At 67.0% G+C, this 19,102-nt stretch carries 16 protein-coding genes; 8 read left to right on the top strand and 8 right to left on the bottom strand.

Going from position 1 to position 19,102, the window contains the following annotated elements; genetic code table 11:
- From tssH to FHW81_RS16270, 5 genes are all read left to right on the top strand, one after another.
- Complete coding sequence (gene tssH / locus FHW81_RS16290; RefSeq protein ID WP_019371762.1) at window positions 1-2,550, top strand: type VI secretion system ATPase TssH; 2,550 nt, start codon at window positions 1-3, stop codon at window positions 2,548-2,550.
- Window positions 2,551-2,640: 90 nt separating this feature from the next.
- The gene (locus FHW81_RS16285) at window positions 2,641-3,516 is read left to right on the top strand and encodes a hypothetical protein (protein WP_003116944.1); all 876 of its coding nucleotides are present in this window, start codon (window positions 2,641-2,643) and stop codon (window positions 3,514-3,516) included.
- A gap of 69 nt (window positions 3,517-3,585) precedes the next feature.
- Window positions 3,586-4,371 carry a hypothetical protein gene (locus tag FHW81_RS16280; protein WP_003116945.1) on the top strand — a complete coding sequence of 262 codons (786 nt, stop codon included), beginning with the start codon at window positions 3,586-3,588 and terminating at the stop codon, window positions 4,369-4,371.
- 6 nt (window positions 4,372-4,377) lie between these two features.
- Window positions 4,378-6,381 carry a type VI secretion system tip protein VgrG gene (gene tssI / locus FHW81_RS16275; RefSeq protein WP_004343732.1) on the top strand — a complete coding sequence of 668 codons (2,004 nt, stop codon included), beginning with the start codon at window positions 4,378-4,380 and terminating at the stop codon, window positions 6,379-6,381.
- A gap of 10 nt (window positions 6,382-6,391) precedes the next feature.
- Window positions 6,392-6,928 (top strand): toxin-antitoxin system YwqK family antitoxin, encoded by a 537-nt coding sequence (locus FHW81_RS16270; protein WP_003114514.1) that lies wholly within the window; start codon window positions 6,392-6,394, stop codon window positions 6,926-6,928.
- Between the two features lie 22 nt (window positions 6,929-6,950).
- On the opposite strand, the gene FHW81_RS16265 is transcribed toward FHW81_RS16270, so the two are convergent.
- On the bottom strand, window positions 6,951-7,346 hold the full coding sequence (locus FHW81_RS16265; RefSeq protein WP_003089513.1) for a DUF4280 domain-containing protein: 396 nt from the start codon (window positions 7,344-7,346) through the stop codon (window positions 6,951-6,953).
- Between the two features lie 276 nt (window positions 7,347-7,622).
- Here FHW81_RS16265 and FHW81_RS16260 point away from each other — a divergent pair, with 276 nt between their 5' ends.
- Window positions 7,623-8,264 carry a LuxR C-terminal-related transcriptional regulator gene (locus tag FHW81_RS16260; protein ID WP_003110901.1) on the top strand — a complete coding sequence of 214 codons (642 nt, stop codon included), beginning with the start codon at window positions 7,623-7,625 and terminating at the stop codon, window positions 8,262-8,264.
- A 200-nt stretch (window positions 8,265-8,464) separates the two neighbouring features.
- Window positions 8,465-9,670 carry an ABC transporter substrate-binding protein gene (locus FHW81_RS16255; RefSeq protein WP_023128107.1) on the top strand — a complete coding sequence of 402 codons (1,206 nt, stop codon included), beginning with the start codon at window positions 8,465-8,467 and terminating at the stop codon, window positions 9,668-9,670.
- Between the two features lie 416 nt (window positions 9,671-10,086).
- Here FHW81_RS16255 and FHW81_RS16250 read toward each other — a convergent pair whose 3' ends face one another.
- The 3 genes from FHW81_RS16250 to FHW81_RS16240 all read right to left on the bottom strand — a co-directional run bounded on the left by FHW81_RS16250 (window position 10,087) and on the right by FHW81_RS16240 (window position 13,370).
- Window positions 10,087-12,402 (bottom strand): xanthine dehydrogenase family protein molybdopterin-binding subunit, encoded by a 2,316-nt coding sequence (locus tag FHW81_RS16250; protein ID WP_003160318.1) that lies wholly within the window; start codon window positions 12,400-12,402, stop codon window positions 10,087-10,089.
- Entirely contained in the window at window positions 12,399-12,869 is a 471-nt protein-coding gene (locus FHW81_RS16245; protein WP_003089521.1) for a (2Fe-2S)-binding protein, read from the bottom strand. Before FHW81_RS16245 ends, FHW81_RS16250 begins: the two co-directional genes overlap by 4 nt.
- Window positions 12,870-13,133: 264 nt before the next feature.
- On the bottom strand, window positions 13,134-13,370 hold the full coding sequence (locus FHW81_RS16240) for a hypothetical protein (RefSeq protein WP_003104944.1): 237 nt from the start codon (window positions 13,368-13,370) through the stop codon (window positions 13,134-13,136).
- Between the two features lie 294 nt (window positions 13,371-13,664).
- Between FHW81_RS16240 and FHW81_RS16235 the strand changes: the two genes are divergently transcribed.
- Window positions 13,665-13,907 carry a DUF1654 domain-containing protein gene (locus FHW81_RS16235; RefSeq protein ID WP_003089526.1) on the top strand — a complete coding sequence of 81 codons (243 nt, stop codon included), beginning with the start codon at window positions 13,665-13,667 and terminating at the stop codon, window positions 13,905-13,907.
- A gap of 71 nt (window positions 13,908-13,978) precedes the next feature.
- Here the strand turns inward: FHW81_RS16235 and lldA are convergent, their stop codons facing one another.
- From lldA to pvdQ, 4 genes are all read right to left on the bottom strand, one after another.
- On the bottom strand, window positions 13,979-15,130 hold the full coding sequence (gene lldA, locus FHW81_RS16230; protein WP_003104946.1) for an L-lactate dehydrogenase LldA: 1,152 nt from the start codon (window positions 15,128-15,130) through the stop codon (window positions 13,979-13,981).
- 96 nt (window positions 15,131-15,226) lie between these two features.
- On the bottom strand, window positions 15,227-16,147 hold the full coding sequence (locus FHW81_RS16225; protein ID WP_023110011.1) for a LysR substrate-binding domain-containing protein: 921 nt from the start codon (window positions 16,145-16,147) through the stop codon (window positions 15,227-15,229).
- A gap of 41 nt (window positions 16,148-16,188) precedes the next feature.
- Window positions 16,189-16,512, bottom strand: a complete 324-nt coding sequence (locus FHW81_RS16220; protein WP_003089535.1) for a transcriptional repressor — start codon at window positions 16,510-16,512, stop codon at window positions 16,189-16,191.
- Window positions 16,513-16,692: 180 nt separating this feature from the next.
- Entirely contained in the window at window positions 16,693-18,981 is a 2,289-nt protein-coding gene (pvdQ, locus tag FHW81_RS16215) for an acyl-homoserine lactone acylase PvdQ (RefSeq protein ID WP_016852871.1), read from the bottom strand.
- Window positions 18,982-19,102: the final 121 nt, after the last annotated feature.

Raw genomic sequence — 19,102 nt, 5'->3', positions numbered from 1 at the left:
ATGGAACTCGCCGCCCTGATCGGCCGCCTCAACCCGGACTGTCGCCGCGCCCTGGAGCGCGCCGCGCAACGCTGCCTGCAACGCACCCATCATTACGTAGAGATCGAGCACCTGCTGCTGGAACTGCTGGACATCGACGGCGGCGACTTCGCCTGCCTGCTGCCGCGCTTCGGCCTGGAGCGCGACGCCCTGGTCGCCGAGATCAACCTGTCGCTGGAGCTGTTCAAGGCCGGCAATACCCGCACTCCGGCGCTGTCCGCGCACACCATCGGCCTGCTCGAAGACGCCGTGGTCCACGCCAGCGTGCTCGGCCAGGCGCAGATTCGTTCCGGCCTGCTGCTGCTCGCCCTGCTCGACCGCGAGGAGCGCCGCGCCCTGCTGCTGAACAGCGCGTCGTCGCTGCTGCGGATTCCCCACGAGGCCTTGCAGGCCAACCTGCTGGAGTGGATCCAGGCCTCCCGCGAACAGCCGGCCGCGCCGAACCGCCCGGCGGCAGGCGGCGACAAGCCGGAAAGCGCCCAGGACCCGCTGCTCGACCAGTACACCCAGGACCTCACCGCCGAAGCCCGCGCCGGGCGCATCGACCCCATAGTCGGGCGCGACGGGGAGATCCGCCAGTGCGTCGACATCCTCCTGCGCCGGCGGCAGAACAACCCGATCCTGGTCGGCGCGCCGGGCGTCGGCAAGACCGCTGTGGTCGAGGGCCTGGCCCTGCGCATCGCCGCCGGCGAGGTGCCGCCGTCGTTGCAGGAGGTGATCCTGCGGGTGCTCGACCTCGGCCTGTTGCAGGCCGGCGCTAGCATGAAGGGCGAGTTCGAGCAGCGCCTCAAGGGCGTGATCGACGCCGTGCGCAACAGCGCGCAGCCGATCATCCTGTTCATCGACGAGGCGCACACGCTGATCGGCGCCGGCGGCGCGGAAGGCGGCAGCGACGCCGCCAACCTGCTCAAGCCGGCCCTGGCGCGCGGCGAGTTGCGCACCCTGGCGGCCACCACCTGGCTGGAATACAAGAAATACTTCGAGAAGGACCCGGCGCTGACCCGGCGCTTCCAGTTGGTCCAGGTCGAGGAGCCGGACGAGGCCACCGCCGTGGAGATGCTGCGCGGCGTCGCCGGCAAGCTGGAACTGCATCACGGCGTGCAGATCATGGACGCGGCCATCGTCGATGCGGTGAAGCTGTCGCATCGCTACATCTCCGGCCGCCAGTTGCCGGACAAGGCGATCAGCGTGCTCGACACCGCCTGCGCGCGGGTCGCCCTCGGCCAGCACGACGTGCCGCCGCCGCTGGAAAGCCTGCGCCATCGCGAGCAGGCGCTGGAAGAGGAATTGCAGCGGCTGCGCCGGGAACAGGCCACCGGCCTCGACCACAGCGCGCGTATCACCGCCCTGGAAAGCGAGTCGGGCGATAACCGCCGGACCATCCGCGAGCTGGAGACCCGCTGGGACGAGGAACGCGAAGCGGTGCGCGAACTGCTCGACACCCGCCGCGAACTGCTGGCCCTCAGCGAAAGCGCCGACGCGGCCAAGCCCGACGAGGAACTGGACGGTCGCATCGACCACCTGGCCGCCGAACTGGCGCGCCTGGCGGCCGGCCTCGAAGCCATCCGCCAGGACGACCCGCTGGTTCCCGAGCAGGTGGACTCGCGTACCGTGGCCGCGGTGATCGCCGGCTGGACCGGCATCCCGGTGGGCAAGATGCTCGCCGACGAAGCCCACGCCATCCGTTCCCTGGCGCAACGAATGGGCCAGCGGGTGATGGGCCAGGAGGCCGCCCTGGGCGCCATCGCCCAGCGCATCCAGGCCTATCGCGCCGGACTCAGCGACCCGGCCAAGCCGGTCGGCGTATTCCTCCTGCCCGGCCCCACCGGCGTGGGCAAGACCGAGACCGCCTACGCCCTGGCCGACGCCCTCTACGGCGGCGAACGCAACCTGATCAGCATCAACCTCTCCGAGTACCAGGAGGCCCACACCGTCAGCCAGCTCAAGGGCGCCCCCCCCGGCTACGTCGGCTACGGCAGCGGCGGCGTGCTCACCGAAGCGGTGCGCCGCAAGCCCTATTCGGTGGTGCTGCTGGACGAGATCGAGAAAGCCCATCCGGACGTGCTGGAAGCCTTCTACAACGTGTTCGACAAGGGCGTGATGGAAGACGGCACCGGCCTGGTGGTGGACTTCAGGAACACCGTGATCCTCGCCACCAGCAACGTCGGCGCCGAACTGCTGCTGGACAGCCCGGCCGAACAGGTCGCCACCCCGGCCTTCGACGAGCGCCTGCGCAAAGTCCTGCTGCAAACCTTCCGCCCGGCGTTCCTCGCGCGCATGACCGTGGTGCCTTACCGGCCGCTGGAGGAAGCCACCCTGGAAGGCATCGTCGTGGCCAAGCTGGAAAAACTGCGGGAACGCTACAAGGCCGCTACCGGCAAACAGTTCGACTTCGACCCAGCCATCGTCAAGGCCGTGCTCGCCAAGTGCAGCGCGGCGGGCGCGCGGGATATCGAGAACGTGCTGATGGCGCAGGTGACGGGGAAGTTGGCGGAGTGGGTGTTGGAGTAGCTACAAGCATCACCACTCCGTTACTTGGTCAAGCAGCAACTGTCTGGCACGCGCACTGAAGTTATTCAGAAGCATCAATTAGGAGGAGCTGTGTCGATCACTAAGAGCGGATCTTTCAGCGGAGTGAAGCCCAATGAGCGTGACAGCGTTCCATTCCACTGGAAGCGCACGCAGTTGGTCCCGGACATTTCGTGGAAGTATCACCACATCATCCCCTGGCAGACACTGCGCGATACTTGGCAAGCCTTGCTGATGTGCGACTACTGGAAAGGGTGCGTGCTCTACGTAAAAGTCATCGGAGTGGTTTCGTGGGGGCCCTTGATTTCCAGGCTGATGAATGCCCAGATGACCCAAGAGGACTGCGATGAGCTTTACGCCAAACTCTCCTGGCCTGCCTGGAACATTGTCGAAGGGCCCGCCGACAGGGACGATGAGGGTGGCACCGACCTAGATCTTTTCAGGCACGGCCTTCAGGGGACAGAGCCGGCAAGAATGCAGGCGTTGCAGCGGCTGTATGACGCCATGGAAGACTTTCTCTCACTATTCAACCGGAGAGAATTTGAGGCTACACGGCTGACAGTCTACAACCCCCGAGGGGGAGCACCAGCAGTCGACGAAGCTCGCCGCGAGGCCCTACACACCGCGCTACAAGGCATGCTGCCGTACAAGGATCAGGCCTTCATTCCCTATCGGCCAGAGATGTGGATCGTGACTTTGGAAGGGCGCGAGCATCGCAAGTATCCAACTTGGCTGCGGACGCCCAGATACAAAAAAGCCGACGGCTCCCCACCTAAAGCAGCACCGCACGCTGTCGAGCAAACTGGCCTGACGCAATGCCCCAAATGCGGCAATAAATTCCGTACAAATACTGCTGTCCAGATATTCGCCGAGCACCGCTCCTGCCCCAGGTGTGGCACTGCGGTGTATGTGGCGAAACATGCCTTTAAGGACCCTACCTTCCCCTGAACAATCCAGATAAAGGTAGGGTTGCCATTTCTACATGGCAGCCCCCAGAAGCACAAGGATGTAAAAAGCATGCCCTCCATCAGAATCCTGACCTGGAATAGTACTGGCGAAAGCTTTCCGAAGGCGGCAAGTCTGGCTGCCGAGGCTGCCACCCATGCCGCTCACGCCACACACCCGGTGATCGATATTTACCTCATTCAGGAGGCTCAACAAGGTGCAGGAGGCGCCATCAGTAACTATCTGACTGGCCTCGCTGGCTACACCGTGCATCACATCCATGAAAATCTTGGAGGTGGGGGCAAGGGTTATATCTGTGCTACGCGCAATGCGAGTGTGACTGTGTCCACTCCCCTTGCACTCTGGAACTATGCAGCCGATCCGGGATTCATGGCCTGGGCAGGCCATACTGCCTTACAGGCATCCAGTTGGACGCCACCTGCCAGAACACCCGCCTATAGCCTTCTGCAGGTCGGCGGCAGCAACATCCTGCTAATCACCTGGCATGCCCCCCTTGGCGTGTCCTTGCTACCGATCATCGTGGGCTCGATGAGCGGTGGAGCCTTGATCGACGCTTATCTGGCGCTGGATCAAAGCGGACTGCTCAACAACCCGATGCTCGCGATCGGCGTCGTCCCAGACTTCATCGTCATCGCAGGCGACATGAACGCCAAGCCGGCAGCACTGGGCAAGAGCTATGCCGGCTATACCCCACTGGACAACTTCACCGGGGTTGCCAATAACCTCGACCACATTATGGCGACATCGCCGCCACATACCGCATTCAACTTTTCCGAGGACTACAGTACCGCCACTGCTAGTACCCACGACATTCTCTGCGCCCGAATGAACTGGTGACCGACCATGTCTCGCGGCACTGATACCAGCAGCCTCTCATTAGTCGCCGAGTTGTTGAGCGACCTAAATCTGGAAACCCTAGCCGGAGGCGAGAGGCTGAATACATTGGACAGCATGTCTCTCCAGGGCAACAGCTCCACGTCGCTGACACTATCCAACACCGTCGCCTCGCACCTCAGCGCCACCCTGCACAACGACTCCCAGCAACGCCCCCTCGACGCCCTGGTCGCCGAAATCCACCAGCTCCCCGCCGACGCAACTGCCGACCGTTTTCAACTCGTACTCAGACCATGGCTCTGGTGGCTGACCCTGGCCAGCAACAACCGCGTGTTCCAGAACCTCGCCACCAGCGACATCGTCACCACGATCTTCAAGGCCCACGGCTTCACCGACTTCAAGCTGTCGCTGACCGGCAGCTACGAGCCCCGTGAATACTGCGTGCAGTACGGCGAGACCGACTTCGCCTTCGTCTCGCGCCTGCTGGAGGAGGAAGGCATCTTCTGGTTCTTCATCCACGAAGTGGGCAAGCACACGTTGGTGCTGGCGGACAGCAACGACGCCTTCCCGCCGATCCCCAACGGGCCCAAGGTGCCATACCTGGACCAGGAGATCGGCGTGCGCGAACTGCACGGCATCCGTTCGGCGCAGTACTGCCTGCAGGCGGTCGCCGGGACCTACAGCGCCACCGACTACGAGTTCACCACACCCAGTACTTCGCTCTATTCCCAGGCACAGGCCGAGGCCGGGCCGCGCGCACGGTACGAACACCCCGGCGGCTACACCGCCAAGGGCCGCGGCGATGCGCTGACCAAGCAGCGCGTGGACGGCCTGCGCAGCCAGGAAAAGCGCCTGATCGGCGAGAGCGACTGCCGCTGGCTGGTGCCCGGCCACTGGTTCACCCTCAGCGGGCATGACGACGATTCGCTGAATATCGACTGGGTGCTGACCTCGGTCACCCATGACGCCAGTCACGCGCACTACCGCAACCGCTTCGAGGCGATCCCCAAGGCCACCGCCTACCGCCCCGCGCGGGTCACGCCCAAGCCGCGCATGCACACCCAGACCGCCCTGGTGGTGGGCAAGGCCGGCGAGGAGATCTGGACCGACCAGTACGGCCGGATCAAGATCCAGTTCCCCTGGGACCGCGACGGCAAGAACGACGAGACCTCCTCCTGCTGGGTGCGCGTGGTGCTGCCCTGGAGCGGCAAGGGCTTCGGCATGCAGTTCGTGCCGCGCATCGGCCAGGAAGTGATCGTCACCTTCATCGACGGCGACCCGGACCGCCCGCTGGTCACCGGCTGCGTCTACAACGGCGACAACGCCCTGCCCTACGCGCTGCCGGACAACCAGACGCAGTCCGGGATCAAGACCAACTCGTCGAAGGGCGGCGGCGGTTTCAACGAGCTGCGCTTCGAGGACAAGAAGGACGCCGAGGAAGTCTTCCTCCAGGCGCAGAAGGACCTCAACGTCAACGTGCTCAACGACAGCACCGCCAGCATCGGCCACGACGAGACCCTGACGGTGCAGAACGCCCGCACCCGCACGGTGAAGGAAGGCGACGAGACCGTCACCCTGGAGAAAGGCAAGCGCACGGTGACCATCCAGACCGGCAGCGACAGTCTGGATGTGAAGGACACGCGCACGGTGACGGTGGGCGCCGACCAGACCCACAGCACCGGCGGCAACTACAGCCACAAGGTCAGCGGCAACTTCGAGCTGACGGTGGACGGCAACCTGACCATCAAGGTCAGCGGCACCCTCGCCCTGCAGAGCGGCGGCAGCCTGACCCTGAAGAGCGACGCCGACCTCACCGCCCAGGCTGGCACCTCGCTGACCAGCAAGGCCGGGACGTCGCTGACCAACCAGGCCGGCACCTCCCTCACCAACAAGGCCGGCACCAGCCTGACCAACGATGCCGGCGTCAGCCTGACCAACAAGGCCGGCGCCGAACAGACGGTGGACGGCGGCGGCATGCTGACCATCAAGGGCGGCCTGGTAAAGGTCAACTGAGGAGAAGCGCATGGCGGCATCCGGCAAGCTCGACCTGGTTCGTGGCGACAGCCATCTCGCCGGCAACCTGCTCGACGGCAGCCTGGAAGGCCCGTTGCGCATCGACGAGCACGACAGGCCGCAGGCCAGCCTCGGCTACCGGCAGGGCCAGTTGCACGGCGCCAGCACCCTGTTCCATCCCAACGGCAAGGTCTCCGCGCAACTCGCCTTCGTCGACGGCAAGCTGCACGGGCCGGCGAGTTTCCATGCCGCGGAAGGCTGGTTGCAGCGCAAGGCGCACTACCGCAACGGGCTGCTCCACGGCGAAGCGTTCAACTATTTCGCCAACGGCCAGGTGGCCGAGCGCGAGCATTACCGCGACGGCGTACGCGACGGGGTCTACCAACGCTTCCATGGCAATGGCCAACTGGCCTTCGACGGACGCTACCTGAACGGCCAGCTACTGGACGGCGCCCAGCCGTTCGCCGACGACGGCCGGCCGCTGGACAGCGAGGGCAAGCCCATGGCGCGCTGGCGCTGGTGGTGGACCAGGCTGGCGGAGCCCTAGGCGCGCATCGGCCAGGCGGCGCTCAGGGAATCAGCATCTGCACCTGTCCCGGCACGCTGATCTTGATCACCCCGCCCCAGGTGCAGATCAGCGTGCCATTGGCGTCCAGCGCGGGCATCCCGCCCAGCAGCAGGGTCGGCGGGCCGCCGGGGATCCACGGGCTGGCGGTGGCGGGAATGCACGGCATCGGCGTCAGTACGCCGAGGGCGGCGGCGGTGGCGGCGGCCACCACGGGGTTGGCCGGGCTCTGGCAGAGGCCGAAGGTGGGAATGTTCAGCAGCGGGATGTGGTCCATGATGTTCGCCGCCGGCATCCCGCTGGTCAGGGTGCGGTTCTGCGGCAACACGTTGAGCACCGTCGGCGCCGCCCCGAAGCTGCATTGCAGGGTGGCGCCGGCGCAGACCTGCGGGCAGCCCATGCCGTCCTCCCGAGCGCGATGGCGTTGTAGCAGGATAGACCAGCCCATCGCGCTCGCCGTGGGGCTGGCTTGCTGTTTTTCTGACGAATGCCCGACATGCGTGTCGCCAGCGGCGCTAGAATTCCGCTGTGATGCGGGGCGGAGCCCCGCGACAGGGATCGACGAAAAAGGATTTTCGGCGGATCGAACGGTGCCCGCAGCGCCCTCGCCGGCCGGCCCGCGGCCGGTCGATGCAGGGGTTGCAGTACCCTGGCCGCCCCCATGGACGGGACGACAATGCCTAGCACAAGAAGCCTCCCCGCACGGGTCATCGTCGCCGATGACTATCCCCTGTTCCGCGATGGCCTGAGACGGGTCGTCCGCCGCTACCTCCCGCAAGCCGCCGTAAGCGAAGCGGGCAGCTTCGACGAGGTGCTGCGCCTGGCCTCGAGCGTCTCGCCGGAACCTCCCGCCCTCTTCGTCCTCGACCTGCTGCTTCCCGGCTTCGCCGCCTCCCAGTCCATCGAGCGCTTGCGTCGCGCCTATCGGCACAGCGCAATCGTCATCGTCTCGATGCTCGACGACCCGCGTCTGGTGGACGAGGTGCTGGCCGCCGGCGCCGACGGCTACCTCGGCAAATCCCTGGAGGCCGGGGAGATCGGCACGGCGTTGCAGACGCTCGGCAGCGGCGAACCGGTGGTGCGCCTGCGCGGCGGGTCGAGCGCCGGCAGTCGGCAACGCGCCCTCCTGGACGCCCTGACCCCACGGCAGCAAGCGGTACTGCGGCTGATCGCCGATGGCCTGTCGAACAAGGAAATCGGCCGCGCGCTGTCGATCTCTCCGTTCACCGTGCGCGTGCACGTTTCCTCGCTGCTGCGTGCCCTGGAAGTGAACACGCGGACGGCCGCCGCGGCGCTGGCGGTGAAGGCCGGTTTCTAGGCAGGTTCCACGCGGCCGTACCCGGAGTTCCCGCGCAAGCATCCGAGAATGCCGAAACGAGAAGTCTGCCGCGATTTTCCGCGAAGTCTCCTCGCGGCGCTGAAGCCCGTCGCGGCGGACCAGTCCCATCCATGAGGGGCGCGCCTGCGCGCCGGCCTCACCGGGAGCGGCGACGCTCGTTTTCAGCAGAGGAACGGCACATGATCGACAGGGTGAAGCCGCTGATGGCGGCATGGGTTCTGGTCTTCGCATCTTCTTCGTTCGCCAGCGAAACGGCGGGAAAATTGCCACGAAAGCCAGCTCTAGGGCCGGAAACCGCGGGGGCGACCCTGGTCATTCCCGGCGAGACCGACAGGCTCGCTTCGCTCTACGCCCGCGCACGGGGCGAAGGCGGCAAGGTGGTGCTCTGGGCCGGCGGCGACGCGCCGAACCAGATGGACTGGTTGAAGACGGCCTTCGAGAGCCGCTTTCCCGGCGTGACCCTGGACGTCACGGTGGACCTCTCCAAGTTCCACGACCTGCGCATCGACCAGGAACTCGCCGCCGGCACCCTGACGCCGGACGTGGCGATGCTGCAAACCACCTTCGATTTCGACAGATGGAAGGCCCGCGACGTGCTGCTGCGCTACAAGCCGGTCGGCTTCGCCCGGCAGAAGAAAGGCTACGCCGATCCCGACGGCGCCTATGTCACGGCCTACAACAACGCCTTCGTGCCGACCTACGCTTCCGTCCGGCTGCCAGCGGAGCGCTATCCGACGCGCTTCGCCGATTACCTGAAGCCGGCCTTCAAGGGCAAGCTGGTGCTGACCTATCCCCATGACGACGATGCGGTGCTGTACGTCTACGACAAGCTGGAACGGCGCTACGGCAGCGGTTTCCTGCGCGCCCTGGCGGCGCAGAAGCCGAACTTCCTGCGCGGCACGGCGGCGCCGGCGGCCTCGGTGGGCACCGACTCCATCGGTTCGCTGGGCAACCTGACCGGCTATGCGACCGACAGCGATACGCCGGCCGGCTACTTCATCCCGACCGACGAGCCGTTCATCGTCTGGAACCAGCGCGCGGCGATCTTCAAGGCCGCCCGTCATCCGGCCACGGCCAAGCTGCTACTGTCCTACCTGGGCTCGGCCGAGTTCCAGTCCAGCTACGGCGGCTGGCGCGCCCGCGCCGACGTCGGCGAAGCGCCTGGGCTGCCGCCACTGGAGTCGCTGAAGAACGTCGACGTGCACGATTTCACCCGCTGGATGGCCGATCGCCAACGGGTGGCCAGCCTGCGCAGGCACATGGCGCAAATCTTCGGCCCGGTACGCGGCGAGTCGCCGTTGCGCGACCCGGCGCTGATGAGCCTGCTGGGGCTGACGACGAACGACATCGTCGCCCTGCCCGAACCGGACCTGCCGATCTACTGAACCGCCATGACGGCCTCGCGCACGGACGACGCGGGGTCGTCGATCCTGGAGAATTGCCTATCAGGTTTCGACGGCAAGCAGGCGGCCTGGAGCGGCTGGGAAGACTCCCACTTCTTATAAAATACTTTTAATGAACGATTTATCCTATTGATTAATAAGATAAATAAAATACTAGAATTCACTTTAAGTTGAGACGACAAGGCGGCGCATAACGCTACCCGTTGTCCGCCCTGGCGTCCGCTTGCCGCCTTCGCTGCGCAGGGCGAACGAGGCCACCCGCGTTATCCGCCGACAGGCCTCTGCCAGGGAAGGACGACGGCACGGAAAACTCTTCTTCGACAACGACTTCCGCGTAGAACCTGATCCATCGCCTGCGCTCGCGCGAACTCACGCAGGCGACGACCAGGACGAAGGACCTAGGCCTTCCGCCACCCCTGCAACTGATTGCGGATCGGCAACTCGCGGATGCGCTTGCCGGTGGCGGCGAAGATCGCGTTGCACAGCGCCGGCGCTATCGGCGGCACGCCGGGCTCGCCGACCCCGCCCAACGGCAGGTCGCCATCCGGCTTGAGCAGATGCACCGACACCGCCTTGGGCGCCAGCGGCATGCGCGCCAGCTCGTACTGGTGGAAGTTGTCCTGCTGGACCTTGCCATCCTTGAAGCTGATCTCGCCCAGCGCCGCCAGGCCCAGGCCCATCACGCAGGCGCCTTCGAGCTGCGAGCGGATGCGCTCGGGGTTGATCTGCGGACCGCAGTCGGCGGCGATGGTGGCCTTGTGCACCAGCAGCGCGCCGTCGTCCTTCACCTCCACCTCGATCACCACCGCCACGTAGGTGACGAAGCTGTAGTGCGCGGCGATTCCCCGCGCCCTGCCCCTGGGCAGCTCGCCGCCCCAGCCGGACTGGCGCGCCGCCTCCTCGATCACCCCGCGCAGGCGGCCGACATCGAGTGGGTAGCGCTCCGGCGACTCGCCGTAGTTCCAGCTGTCGCCGAGTTCGGCGGTGTCGATCCGCCGCGCCGGGCCGAGCAGCTTGAGCAGGTAGTCCTTCGGGTCCTGGCCGGCCTTCGCCGCCAGTTCGCCGACGAAGCTCTGGATGGCGAAGGCGTGGGGGATGTTGGAGACCGAGCGGAACCAGCCGACCCGGGTGTGCGCCGGGGCCTCGGGGTTCTCCAGGCGCACGTTGGGGATGGCGAACGGCAGGTTGGTCAGGCCCATGCCCAGTTCGAAGGCGCCCTGGTGCTTGCTGTCCGGGCCGAACAGTGCGGTGATGCTCGGCGCCACCGAGCGATGCAGCCAAGCCTGCGGCAGCCCGTCGGCGCCGAGCACGGCCTGCAGGCGCTCCACCGAGACCGTGTGGAAATAGGAGAAATGCAGGTCGTCCTCGCGGGTCCACTGCACGCGCAGGTGGCGACCGGGGAACGCCTTGGCCAGGATCGCCGCTTCCAGCACGAAGTCGGGCTTGGACTTGCGGCCGAAACCGCCGCCGAGCAGGGTCACGTTGACCGTGACCTTGTCGAACGGCAGTTTCAGGCGCTCGGCGATGCGCTCGCGGGTCACTTGCGGCGCCTGGGTCGGGGCCCAGACCTCGCAGGCGCCGTCCTTGTACCAGGCGGTGGAGACCGGCGGTTCCATCGGCGCCTGGGCCAGGTGCGGCAGGTAGTACTCGGCCTCGACGATATCCCCGCCCCTGGCGAACAGCGCCGCGGCATCGCCGCTGTCGCGCACCACCTTGCCCGGCTTGCGCGCGGCCTCTTCCAGTTGCTTGCGGTAGGCCACCGAGTCGTAGCCGCCGTTGACCCCGGCGTCCCACTCGACCACCAGCGCCTCGCGCCCCTTGATCGCCGCCCAGGTGTTCTGCGCCACCACGGCGACCCCGCCCAGCGGCTGGAACTCGGACGGGATCGGCCGGCCCTCGATCTCGATCACCTTGACCACCCCCGGCACCTTCAGCGCCGCGGCGGCGTCGTAGCGCTTGAGCTTGCCGCCGTAGACAGGCGGCCGGGCGACCACGGCGTAGAGCATGTCGTCGAAGCGCGCGTCGAAGCCGAAGCCGGCGCGGCCATTGACGATATCGGCGCCGTCGATGGCGCGCGCCACGTCCTTGCCGATGTAGCGGAACTGCTCGGGCTTCTTCAGCAGCAGCTTGTCGCGCGCCGGCACTTCGAGACCCGCGGCGGCCTCGGCCAGTTCGCCGAAGGACAGCGAACGGCCGCTGGGCGCATGCAGCACCTTGTTCTGTTCGGCGCGGCACTCGCCCAGCGGGACCTTCCACTGGTTGGCCGCGGCCTGTTCGAGCATCTGTCGCGCCGCCGCACCGCAGCGGCGCATGGGTTCGAACCAATGGCGCATGCTGCGCGAGCCATCGGTGTCCTGGTTGCCGTAGCGCGCTTCGTCGCCGGGCGCCTGGATCACCTTGACCCGGCTCCAGTCGGCCTCCAGCTCGTCGGCCACCACCATCGCCAGGCTGGTGCGCACGCCCTGGCCCATTTCCGAGCGGTTGCAGACGATGCCGACCGTGCCGTCCCGGTCGATGCTCACGTAGATCTTCGGGTTGTCCACCCAGCCGTGGGGCATGGCGTCGGCGCCGAAGGCCTTCTTCTCGGCGGCCAGGGCGTCGCGCCAGCCCCAGTTGGCAGCCACCAGCAGCACGCCGGTGGCGCCGACGCCCTTGAGGAAACCGCGGCGGCTGAGATTGCCGATGACCAGATCGTCGGGGTACGAGCGCTTCATGCCTTGGCCTCCTGCAACTTGGCGGAGGCGTTGTGGATCGCCGTCTTGATCCGGTTGTAGGTGCCGCAGCGGCAGATGTTGCCGGCCATGGCCGCCTCGATCTGCTCGTCGCTGGGCGCGGGGTTGCTCTTCAGCAACGCCGTGGCCGACATGATCTGCCCGCCCTGGCAGTAGCCGCACTGCGCCACGCCGATGTCCAGCCAGGCCTGCTGGACGACTTCGCCGACCTTGTCGGTGTGCAGGTGGTCGATGGTGGTGACCTTCCTGCCCTGCGCCAGGCTCACCGGCGTGATGCAGGAACGGGTGGCCTGGCCGTCGATATGGATGGTGCAGGAGCCGCACAGGCCCATGCCGCAGCCGAACTTGGTCCCGGTATAGCCGACGACGTCGCGGATAGCCCAGAGCAAGGGCATATCCTCGGTGACATCGAGCTGATGATCCTTGCCATTGAGGTTCAGGGTAATCATCGGTGCACGCCTTTTCTGGTTTCTGGTTATGGAGTCGCACGGCGACTGCGCCGCCCCCATGGGCGCGGCGAGTCTCTCATCGGACTGAAGGGAGATTATTGGCGAGAGGACTGCGGCGCATAACCTGGCAGAACTGAACGTATCGTTGAATGGAATTCAACGATACCCAAGCCGGGCGGGAATCGCCCGAGCGAGGCAGCCTTCCCGGTGGCCCGCTCCTCGCCGCTCGCCGGAAAGCGAGCGGCTCGGCCAGGGGAAACGGCGTTAGCCGCGCCGCACGCGCAGGCGCTCGGCGTGGTAGATCAACGGCCCATGCTGGTCCTCGGCACCGCTGGGGTCGTCCAGCAGCACGCCGGTGATGCGGCCCTGGCGGAACAGCAGGCGGATCGCCAGCAGGTTGGCCCTGGGGTCGCCCTTGAGATCATGGAGGGAACGCGGGGTGTCGGCATCCAGCTGACAAAACACCGATTCGAGCAAAACATCGGAAGGTTCTAACGCCATGCAGTCGTATCCGTCGAGAAGTACCGGTCACCTTGCCTTGCACTGGGTGCCGGTCAAAGCCCATCCCTGGAAAAACGCCTTTCCGCGCATTGAAACAATGCGCAACGATTTTCCTCGCGACGCAGTGTCGCCTACCGCCAGAGCCGTTGCCAAGAGCCGTACATCCCTGCGGCGTGCCCCTGCGACAACGTTGCAATACTTTCTTCACACGAGTTCCGCTACAAAGGTATCTCGCCGGAACCGAGGGTTCCTTTGTCCACCCACCCATAACCGAGAAAGCAAGCGGAGGCACCCATGAACCACACTGCATCGATCCCCGCCCTGCCCACGGCCTATGACCTGCTGAACACCCGCATCCAGCGCATCATCCACGCCCCGGCCGCGCAACAGGCCTGCCAGGCCTGCATTTCCCGATTGCCCGGCGAAGACGAGGGCGACTGGGCCCACCTGCTGGAAAGCTTCGACCGTTCCAACCAGTGGCTGCTCGACCCGCAGCGCGACGGCAGCATCGTCCTGCGCTGGAGTTCCGCCGCCTGATCCTGTTTGCCGCGCGGCCGTCGAGCCGCGCGGCTTGCGCTCTTCCCTTCCCTTCCATTCGCTGTTCGCGGCTATCGCGGATAGCTTCCCGGCAACAGGATGTCCCGGCCGACCTCGCGGATGTCGGTATGGCCGCAGAAGGCCATGGTCAGGTCCAGCTCGCGGGCTATGATCTCCAGCGCCCGCGTCACTCCGGCCTGCCCCAGCGCGCCCAGCCCGTAGAGATAGGGACGGCCGATCATGGTCCCGCGCGCACCGAGGGCGATGGCCTTGAGCACGTCCTGCCCGGAACGGATGCCGCTGTCGAGCCAGACCTCGATGCGCTCGCCCACCGCCTCGACGATCGCCGGCAGCGCGCTGATGGTCGAGGGCGCACCGTCCAGCTGGCGTCCGCCATGGTTGCTGACGACCAGCGCATCGGCGCCGGAGTCGGCGGCCAGCCGCGCGTCCTCGGCATCGAGGATGCCCTTGAGCACCAGCTTGCCGCCCCAGCGGCGTTTGATCCATTCGACGTCGCCCCAGTTCAGCCGCGGGTCGAACTGGCGGGCGGTCCACTCGGACAGCGAGCCCATGTCGTCGACACCCTTGACGTGACCGACGATGTTGCCGAAACCGCGACGCCGGGTGCCGAGCATGCCCAGCGCCCAGCGCGGCTTGGTGGCGATGTTCAGCAGGTTGGCCAGGGTCGGCCGCGGCGGCGCCGAGAGACCGTTCTTCAGATCCTTGTGGCGCTGGCCGATGATCTGCAGGTCGAGGGTCAGCACCAGCGCGTCGCAGCCGGCGGCCTTGGCGCGGTCGATCAGGCGTTCGATGAAATCGCGGTCGCGCATCACGTAGAGCTGGAACCAGAACGGCTGGCCGACTTCCGTGGCGATGTCCTCCAGGGAACAGATGCTCATGGTCGACAGGGTGTAGCGCACGCCGAACTCGGCGGCGGCGCGGGCGGCGAGGATCTCGCCGTCGGCATGCTGCATGCCGGCCAGCCCGGTGGGCGCGATGGCCACCGGCATGGCCATCTCCTGGCCGAGCATGCGGGTGCGCAGCGAGCGGTTCTCGATATTCCGCGCGACCCGCTGGCGCAGCTTGATCGCGGCGAAGTCGTCCTGGTTGGCGCGGTAAGTGCCTTCGCTCCAGGAACCGGAGTCGGCGTAGTCGTAGAACATCCGCGGCACGCGCTTGCGCGCCAGGCGGCGCAGGTCTTCGATATCGGTGATGACGCTCATGCAGTCCACTCCTTCGGGGGTGGCTGGATGGTAGAGCGCGACGTACCGCCGCAGGCGGAATAATTGTCGGCATCGGCGGAAGGAAATTCCGCCGTTTCAGTCGTCCGCCGCCGGAAGGAATTCCCTGCCCTGGGCCACCGCCTCGCGGCAGATCGCCGCCAGCCAGGCGGCGAAACGCTGACTGGCCGGCGAGGCCTGGTGGCTGCGCAGGTGGTAATGGTGGGTGGGCGCCGAACGCAGCGGGAACAGCACCACCAGCCGCCCCTCGGCAAGCCAGGCGCGCGCCAGCGAGGGTCGCGCGAGGGCCACGCCCTGGCCGTTGGCGGCGGCTTCCAGGGTCATGCCCAAATCGAGCAGGCGCGGCCCGGCGCAGGGCTCCGGCCAGTCCAGCCCGGCCACGCGGAACCACGGCTGCCAGGGCTCCAGCGGCGAGCGCAGCAACGGCAGGCCGGCGAGCATGGCTGGCGTCCAGGGCCGCGGCAGGCCGAGCAGCAGCCCCGGCGCGGCCATCGGTAGCACGCGCTCCTCCAGCAGCCGCGCGCCGGCCGCCACGCCATGGCTGTCGCCGCGCACCTCGACATCGGCCAGCGGCAGGTCCTGGCCGTCCGAAGGACTCGACAGGAGAATCTCCAGCTCGATTTCCGGACAGGCCTCGGCGAAGGACGCCAGGCGCGGAATCAGGATCTGCCGGGCGAAGGTCGGCGGCGTGCGCAGGGTCAGCCGCTGCTGGCGCTGGACCTGGCGACGATGCAGCGGAACCGCCGCGAGCTGGGCGAGGATCGGCGCGATCTGTTCGAGGTACTCGCGGCCGTGGGAGGTCAGCGCCAGCGAGCGGCCGTCGCGCTGCAACAGGCTCACCCCGAGCATCCCCTCGAGACCGGAAACCCGCTTGCTGGCGGCGCTGCCGGTGATCGACAGGAGTTCGGCGGCGCGCTCGAAGGTACCCAGCCGGGCAGCCGCTTCGAACGCCTGCAACGCTTCGATGGAAGGAAAACGGAAATCGTCGGGATTGAGCATGGGGCAGACTTTACCCGCTGCCCGAGATCAGGGATACCGCGTCAGAGCCGCTGCTCGTTGGCCGCGGCGCGGCGCTCGGGCGCCGCGGAACCGGCGGCACCGCCCCAGGAAGCCTTGCCGGGGCTGTAGACATCCTGTTCGTCGAGGGTCACCAGGCCGCTTTCCACCAGGCGCCCGAGGACCTGGCGGATGCTCACCAGGGACAGCGGCGTACCGGTTTCGGAGAGACGCCGGTGCAGGGTGCGGATCGGCACCCGGCCCTGCTCCCCCGAGGCTTCCCAGAGCGCATCGATCACTTTCAGCCGGGCCAGGCTCATCTTCAGGCCGGCCTCCTTCAACATCTGTTTGACGGGCGAATGGGTCATCGTGACGCTCCTTTCGTGGACGAGTGGGTAGCGGGTCCCCGCCGAAGCCGAGCATCCCTGCTCGCTGCCTGCACGTGTTCCCTGAAACCGGGCGGCTGTGGGCCGCCTCTATGGTTAAAGACGAACGAGCGCGGAAAAACCGTCAGTTTTTTTCCCATCAGATCTGATAGGCATTGCTTATCATTCGCGAATGCTTAGCCGTTGTAGTTGCGGGTCGGCGTCGATCTGCCTGTCGCTGAACGGCAAGGTCTGCCATTGCTGGCGGGAAAACAGCTCGGTCTGGTCGCGGTAGTGCGGCGAGCGCGGATCGCTGGACTGGGAGAAAGCCAGCAACCCGCGAGCCTTGGGCCCTTCCTTGGGGAAGGTCACCAGCTGGATGTAGCTGGTACCGCCGACCACCTCCAGGTGGTCGCCCTTGCGGACGCTCTGGATCGCGTTGTAGACCCCGAAATGGCCATCGCCGCCGGGAATCGCGATGCGTTCCTGGCCACGGGTGCTCACTTGCAAGTCGCCCCAGCGCGCGCCGTCGGGAATCCCGCTCTTCTCCACCTCCGCCGCCGCGTCCGCCAGCGCCTGGCGCACCTGGGTCGCCACCTGCGGCCGATCGAGGGCGATGCCTTGCGGCGTATCCAGGGGACGCTGCGCATCGAACGGCTCCTTCCACGCGCCGTCGAGTTCGGCGAAGCGTTGCATGAAGCGCTGGAAGTAGACGAAGCCGCTGCCGCTGTCGAGGTTGGCGCCACGGTCCCACTGCGCCAGGGCCGCGCAGGCACGGGCAAGGGAATTCTCGCCCTGGTTGTCGCGGCACAGGCGGAGCAGGTCCGGCAGCACCTGGTCGGCGCTGAAGACATGGTTGGCGGTGACCATCTCCTCGAGCGTCTTCGCCTCCAGCGGCTGCTTGCCCTGTAGCCGGCTCAGGGCGTAGCGCGCCCGCGGACCGATGGGCTTCTCCTGGCTGACCAGGGGCGAGAAGCCCTGCAGCGGGCTCGCCGGGTTGGTCAGCCAGGCGCTGTCGTTGGAGTTCTGCACGAAGTCCCTGCGCAACAGCACCGGCAGTTGCGCCGCCGGGGTGATGCCAGCCTGGGCCGCGGCCGGGTCGCGACTCCAGGCACAGCGGCTGTCCTGCCCCTGGAGGGCCGGCAGGCCTTCGGCGACCAGTTGCGGAATGGCGCAGGCGGGAATCAGTTCCGGCTTCAGGTAGGGCACCACCGACTGGTTCATGTACAGGGCGTTGCCCTGCTCGTCCGCGGCCAGGGTGTTGACCCAGGGGATCCCCTGTAGCGCCTCGACGCGCCGGCGCAGGTCGGCGACGTCGCTGGCCTGGTTGATCGAGTACCACTGTTGCAGTACCCGGGTGTTCTCCAGGTTGGCGTCACGCAGCGCATAGGCCTCGCTGCGGTTCCAGTCCAGCTTGCCGGGCCAGACCACCAGCGGGCCGTAGATCGACTGGTAGACCTTGTGCTCGACGCGCGACAGCTTGCCGTCGGCGCCGCGTACCTCGATCGCGACGGACTTCTCCTCCAGCGGCAGCGAACGACCGTCGACCAGGTAGCGCCGCGGGTCCTTCGGGTCCAGCGCCAGGCGATACAGGGTGAAGTGGCTGGAGGTATCCACCGTGTGGGTCCAGGCCAGGTGGCGGCTGAAGCCGATGTTGACCACCGGCAGGCCGGGCAGCGAGGCCCCCATCACGTCGAGCCGGCCGGGAATGGTCAGGTGCATCTGGTAGAAACGCATCGCGCCGTTCCAGGGGAAGTGCGGGTTGGCCAGGAGCATGCCCTTGCCGTCCGCCGAACGTTCGCTGCCAACGGCAATGGCGTTGCTGCCGCGCTCCAGGCGGAAGCGCTGGCGCCGCTGCTCGGCGACCTGGAACGCCTGCTCGCCGCTCAGGGCGACCTTCTCCGTGCCGGGCGGCACGGCGGCCACCAGCGCGTCGGCGAACTGGCCGACCCCGCCTTCGACCAGCAGGCGCCGGGTCAGGCGCAGCAGGTCATCGGTCGCGATGGCCCGCAGCCAGGGCTGGCCAAGGCAACTGGTGGTCTTGCCGTCTGCCTCGCGGAGGAAGCGGTTGAAACCGGCGGCGTAGCCTTCGAGCAACTGGCGTACCGCGGGCGTCTGCGCCTGCCAGAAGGCTTGCAGCGCCTCGGGTTGGTTGAGCCAGGCGTAGAAGATGTCGGACGGCAGGTTGTCCAGCTCGGCCGACGACTTGCCCTCGCTGCCGAAATAGCGCGCCCGCTCGCCGCGCGCGGTGACGATCTCCTCGGCCAGCAGGCAGGCGTTGTCGCGCGCGTAGGCGTAGCCGATGCCATAGCCCAGGCCGCGCTCATCCTTGGCCCGGATGTGCGGCACGCCATAGGCGGTCCAGCGGATGTCCGCGGCCAGCCCGGTCGGCCGCGGCATATCGGCCTGGACCGGCATCATCGAACCCAACAGCATGCCGGCCAGGCCGGTCAGTACGGTACGCATCCCCATCGATGTCGTTTCTCTGCAAAGTGGTGGCCGGAACGGCCGGGACATGCAACGAAAACGCCCTGCGTGCCGGGCATCCCCTGGCGGGGAAACGGGCAACACAGGGCGTGGCGGCGTGGCGCCG

Origin of the sequence: Pseudomonas sp. RC10-4-2, assembly GCF_050433085.1 — a bacterium.
In the GTDB taxonomy this organism is placed as follows: Bacteria; Pseudomonadota; Gammaproteobacteria; order Pseudomonadales; family Pseudomonadaceae; genus Pseudomonas; species Pseudomonas aeruginosa.
Note: the sequence above shows the minus strand (reverse complement) of the source record. Positions and strands in the feature narration are given on the sequence as shown.